Source organism: Methylibium sp. T29 (assembly GCF_000576205.1).
Classification (GTDB): domain Bacteria; phylum Pseudomonadota; class Gammaproteobacteria; order Burkholderiales; family Burkholderiaceae_C; genus Methylibium; species Methylibium petroleiphilum.
On sequence record NZ_AZND01000218.1, the window covers coordinates 1 to 5575 of the forward strand.

Here is a 5575-nt window from a genome sequence, read left to right on the forward strand (position 1 = left end):
GTGAGCACCGCGATGGCCTGGCCCGAGCGCACCACCGCCAGCAGCCCCGAGATGCTGCCGCTGGCGTAGGCCACGCGGTAGGGCCGCCCGGCGGCGTCGAGCCGCTCGCGGGCGGCGCGGTGGTCCAGCGTGTCGGGGTCGGAGAGCGCCAGTTGCAGCGGCTCTTGCGTGGCCGCGTGATCGTGCCGGTTGCCCACCCACACCAGCGGCTCGCGTCGCAGGATGGCCGCCGAGCCCTCGCCCTCGGTGGTGGAGATCAACGCCAGGTCGAGCGCGTGCTGGCCCAGCTGCGCCAGCAGCCGCGGCGTGGGGGCGCACACCACCTCCACGAACACCTGCGGATGCCGGCCCGCGAAGCTGCGCAGGATGTGCGGCAGGAAGGCGGCCGCGTAGTCGTCGGGGCAGCCGAAGCGCAGCGTGCCGGTGAGGCCCGCGCCGGTGATGTCGGCCACCGCCGCGTCGTGGTGGCGCAGGAGGGTGCGCGCATGGCCCAGCAGGCGCTCGCCGTGCAGCGTGAGCGTGACGCCGCGGCCGGTGCGGTTGAGCAGCGGCTGGCTCAGCAGGGCCTCGAGCTTCTGCACCTGCATGCTCACCGCCGCCTGCGTGCGGCCGATGCGCGCGGCCGCGCGACCCAGCGTGCGCGTCTCGGCGATGGCCACGAAGGTGCGCAACAGGTCGATGTCGAGGGAGCGGCTCACGGCGTTAGCACTTCTGATAGCAGCGTTCAGAAATATTAGCTTTTCTTGCGAGCGTGTCGCCTCTAGCCTGCGGCCGCAGATCCCCCTCTCTCCCTGGAGCCCGCGATGACGACGACCACGACGACGACCTCCTCCCGCAACGCCGACCCCGACTTCTGGCAGCGCGCTCGCCGGCACCTCATACGCTACGGCGGCACGTTCGAGCCGATGATCATCGAGCGTGCCCAAGGCAGCTTCGTCTACGACGCCGACGGCCGCGCGATCCTCGACTTCACCTCGGGCCAGATGAGCGCGCTGCTCGGCCACGGCCACCCCGAGATCGCCGCGGTGGTGGCCGAGCACGCCCGCTCGCTGGACCACCTGTTCAGCGGCATGCTGAGCCGCCCGGTGGTGGACCTGGCCACGCGCCTGGCCGGCGTGGCGCCGGCCGGCCTGGAGCGCGCCATGCTGCTGAGCACCGGCGCCGAGGCCAACGAGGCCGCGATCAAGATGGCCAAGCTGTACACCGGCAAGTACGAGGTGGTGAGCTTTGCGCAGTCTTGGCACGGCATGACCGGCGGCGCGGCCTCGGCCACCTACAGCGCGGGCCGCAAGGGCTACGGGCCGGCCGCGGTGGGCTCGTTCGCGATCCCCGCGCCCTACCCCTACCGCCCACGCTTCGAGCGCGACGGCCGCTTCGACTGGCAGGCCGAGCTGGACTACGCCTTCGACCTGATCGACCGGCAGTCGAGCGGCAACCTCGCCGCCTTCATCGCCGAGCCCATCCTCAGCTCGGGCGGGCTGATCGACCTGCCGCTGGGCTACCTGGCCGCGCTGAAGGCCAAGTGCAGCGAGCGCGGCATGCTGTTGATATTGGACGAGGCGCAGACCGGCGTGGGCCGCACCGGCCTGATGTTCGCGTGCCAGCGCGACGGCGTGGTGCCCGACATCCTCACGCTGTCCAAGACCCTGGGCGCCGGCCTGCCGCTGGCCGCGGTGCTGACCACGGCCGCCATCGAGGACGAATGCCACGCGCGCGGCTACCTGTTCTACACGACCCACGTGTCCGACCCGCTGCCCGCCGCGGTGGGCCTGAAGGTGCTGGACGTGGTGGAGCGCGACGGGCTGGTGGAGCGCGCCCGCGTGGCCGGCCAGCGCCTGGAAGCGGGCCTGCGCGCGCTGCAGGAGCGCGTGGACTGCATCGGCGACGTGCGCGGCCGCGGCCTGCTGCTGGGCATCGAGATCGTCGAGAGCCGCGCCACCCGCCGCGCCGCGCCCGACCTGGGCGCGGCCATCACCCGCGAGTGCATGAAGCTCGGCCTCAGCATGAACATCGTGCAGCTGCCCGGCATGGGTGGCGTGTTCCGCATCGCGCCGCCGTTGACGGTGAGTGACGAGGAGATCGATTTGGGGGTGGGGTTGTTGGGGAGGGCGATTGAGGAAGTGGTTTGATCGGCCGCTTGAGATTGCGGGGATTTCCAGGCACGTCTGCGGCGGATCAAATTTGGATTGACATTAACTCTCAAGTCCAGCCACAACTTGCACATGCCCATCAGGTGCTTCTGCGGTCCGGAGCGAGCCTTGCGGCGTCACGACTTTAGCTACGAGGTCCATCGGAGCGCCTTTTGTTGGGTGCTATGCGACCGCAATTCTTATCGGCGAACTCAGCCGGCGTCGGGCCGGCCTTTCGGGTACCAGCGTGCTAGACGTAAGCCTTCGAACCTCAGACAGGCTTGAACCCGCTTGAGTCCAAGACGCATCGGCATGACCGCCAATGCACTGCATGAAGAAGTTATAACTCATATTGCTAGGCAATCCTGCGCCTGTTACAAGTCGTGATTGCGTGCGTCGGCATGCGCTTTCGCGGTTGGTCGCGATCAGGGATAGCAGATGAAGATTCGGCAGTTTCAAGCGCCAAACGATTCGTCGTTCACGCCGTTCAAATTGCGGTTCTCTCGGCCAGAAAAGGCTGAGGATAACTTTTTTTCCATTTTAATAGGTGCAAATGGAACTCGGAAAAGTCGTACTCTGCGGGACATCATAGATTTAGCCTCACGAATGGCGTCTCGAGAAGCTTTGGAATACGGCAACAAAGCTGGTGGGCTTGAATTGTGGGGAGGTAGCTTAGAACTACGGTCCATCAGGAAGATCATTGCGCTTTCGGGCGTCGCTACAGATAGATTTCCGTCGAGACTAACTCTGCGTGGCAAAAGGGATCGCGGGGATTTATATAGTTATATTGGACCTCGGACGGAAAATAATCTGGTTAGTCGAGTTCAAAGTATAAATAGAGTGGCACTTAGTCTTTTGCAGGCTTCTGACCAAATCCATCACAGGGGACGTGCAATATCCGCCTTGCTTAAGATAATTGGCGGATTCAATCGCATCGAGTTCACATTTAGGGCGAACGATGATTTGCAAGCTAAATTATCCACGACTCAGCTATTAAATCGCTTTCGCAAAGCCAATGCAGAGCACCGCGGCTTCTCTTGGGACGAGAGAGAAGCCGGGCCACTTCTTCCAAAATCGTCGAGATTGTGAATTCTAGCGGCCCTATAAAACTAAGGGTTGAGGTACAACCATCGTTCTCTCTTATCGTTAAGGGAGATATAAAAGCTATGACCCTTTTGGTTTCCTCAGGACTGTTGACCGTAGAGGGCGCATATATTGGCAATTATTCCACGACTGACGCCTATTCTCTAAGTGAACTAAGTTCCGGGCAGTGGCACATCCTTTCGTCCCTTCTGTTTACGGCCGCCTCCGTAGAGGATGGCACGCTCTTATTAGTCGACGAGCCAGAAAATAGCCTCCATCCTTCGTGGCAACAACAATACCTTGGTCTGTTGAACGACATGATCGAGGGGGTCAAGGGTGTGCACGTTGTAGTGGCAACGCACTCCCCGTTAGTCGCTTCGTCCTTGCCGCCTGGACGCTGCGAGGTTGTTCAGATTCGGCAGACTCGCGGGCGACTGATCGCGAGGGCGCTCCCGAGTGGGCCCTTCGGCTGGACCGCTGATGAGATGTTGAAGGACGTTTTCGGTTTATCCAGTTCCCGCAGCCTCGAATTCAGCCAAGAAATGGCCGGTGCACTTCGTCTTTTTGGCGCGGGAGACAGAGATAACCCGAAGCTAGTCAGCGCGGTTGAAAACTTGGCAAGGCTTAAGGAGGGATTGCCTGAGGACGATCTTGCGCGGTCGGTAATCGAGACTCTAAGCTCGGTTGTATTGGGTGGCTCATCCAAAGGTGAGGTTTGATGGCGACCATACTAATTCCGACATTCGAACGCATCAAAAAAATTAGGGTTTCCCATGCAGATCAAACCAAGCTAGCAGCGTGTATCGCATCTGTTGGTGAAAAATGGGGCAGCTCAACCTTTAATTGGTATAAGACTTGGCTTATTCAGAAGCTTCGATGCTTGCAGAATGACAAATGCTGTTACTGTCGACGCGTGATTCTATTCAATAAGGGCGCCCGAGAAATTGAACATATTGTAGACAAGGGAAAGCAAACGAGATTCATGTTTGAGGTGAGTAATCTTGCGTTGGCATGCAAGGATTGCAACAACAACAAAGGTGTGAAATCTGTATTTGCATCAACCTTCACGCTTGCGCCGGGTGCCGCTTATCCGATGTCGGCGAGTTCGTATAACTGGGTGCATCCGTATATTCATAAATATTCAAGTCATATAGTTATTTACCAAGGCTGGCTTTATGAGCCCAAGAATAAGTCACCTCAAGGTGCAGCGGTTATCAAGAATTGCAAACTAAATGATCTGGAGGCGCTTGAGAGCAAGAATCGAATCGCAGCAATTTGCGCAGCCCAAACGCTCGAGGCGGCTGTGACTCGTGCCGCAGGTATGGCGGATGAGGCTGGACTTGATCGAATCTGTCGAGAGGTATCTCCTGCGCTCGCTGCTATGTGGAGCGGCAAGTCGAGCAAGAAAATAGAGGTGGCTATTCGTCAGGCTCACGGAAGCGTGACAAGCATTTAGGCACGTCCTTATTGGAAGTTCCTGCTCTGCACGACCCGGCCAGTTGTCCGAGCATCGGTGTGCAGTCCCTGAGCTTGTGCGCTGACGCGAGTCCCTGACAAAACGCCATTCGGCCCCATCCCCCAGATCCCACTCCTGCCCTCCCCATTCGCCCTGAACAGGAGACCGCCATGCCCAGCAAGAACACCATCTGCCTCTGGTACGACGGCACCGCCGAGGAAGCCGCGCGCTTCTACGCTGCCACCTTCCCCGACAGCGCGGTCGGCCGCGTGATGCGCGCGCCAGGCGACTACCCGTCCGGTCAGCAGGGCGACGTGCTGACGGTGGAGTTCACCGTGCTGGGCATCCCCTGCCTCGGCCTCAACGGCGGGCCGGAGTTCAAGCACTCGGAGGCCTTCTCGTTCCAGGTGTCCACCGAAGACCAGGCCGAGACCGACCGGTTGTGGAACGCCATCGTCGGCCACGGTGGCCAGGAGAGCGCCTGCGGCTGGTGCAAGGACAAGTGGGGCCTGTCGTGGCAGATCACGCCGCGGGCGCTGATGGAGGCGATCACCGACCCCGACGCCCAGGCCGCCAAGCGGGCCTTCGACGCGATGATGACGATGGGCAAGATCGACATCGCGGCGATCGAGGCGGCGCGGCGCGGTTGAGCCCGTTCGCGGCGCGCGGCCCCTCACCCCGGCCCTCTCCCCGTGGGCGGGGAGAGGGAGTCAGGCGGTTGGCGCGAGGCCGGCCCAGTGGTTGTCGAGGCGCAGTGGCGCGGTGTGCTGCAGACGGCGCCGCTCGCGGCCGGGTGCGGCGTTCAGTGGCATGGCCTCGGTCTGCCCGGCGGCCCAACACACGCCGTCCACGACGGCCAGCGCGCAGGCGTTGGGCAGCGTTGCCACGCCGCGCGCACGGCCGTCGG

General features: G+C 61.9%; 5 protein-coding genes and 1 pseudogene. 4 read left to right on the forward strand and 2 right to left on the reverse strand.

Annotation, left to right across the window (positions count from 1 at the left end; all coding sequences use genetic code 11):
- Window positions 1-698: LysR family transcriptional regulator (locus x551_RS17790; RefSeq protein ID WP_036249838.1), on the reverse strand; the 698-nt coding region annotated here is incomplete at its 3' end.
- Between the two features lie 105 nt (window positions 699-803).
- Between x551_RS17790 and x551_RS17795 the strand changes: the two genes are divergently transcribed.
- The 4 genes from x551_RS17795 to x551_RS17800 all read left to right on the forward strand — a co-directional run bounded on the left by x551_RS17795 (window position 804) and on the right by x551_RS17800 (window position 5318).
- Entirely contained in the window at window positions 804-2129 is a 1326-nt protein-coding gene (locus tag x551_RS17795) for an aspartate aminotransferase family protein (protein WP_036233867.1), read from the forward strand.
- Window positions 2130-3295: 1166 nt separating this feature from the next.
- Window positions 3296-3931 carry an AAA family ATPase gene (locus x551_RS24605; RefSeq protein WP_343252155.1) on the forward strand — a complete coding sequence of 212 codons (636 nt, stop codon included), beginning with the start codon at window positions 3296-3298 and terminating at the stop codon, window positions 3929-3931.
- A complete protein-coding gene (locus x551_RS25425) occupies window positions 3931-4668 on the forward strand; it encodes an HNH endonuclease (RefSeq protein WP_152543564.1) in 738 nt (245 codons plus the stop codon). Before x551_RS24605 ends, x551_RS25425 begins: the two co-directional genes overlap by 1 nt.
- A gap of 170 nt (window positions 4669-4838) precedes the next feature.
- Complete coding sequence (locus tag x551_RS17800) at window positions 4839-5318, forward strand: VOC family protein (RefSeq protein WP_036233864.1); 480 nt, start codon at window positions 4839-4841, stop codon at window positions 5316-5318.
- Window positions 5319-5378: 60 nt separating this feature from the next.
- On the opposite strand, the pseudogene x551_RS17805 reads toward x551_RS17800, so the two are convergent.
- A pseudogene (locus x551_RS17805) lies at window positions 5379-5575 on the reverse strand (DUF1513 domain-containing protein); the annotation flags it as partial.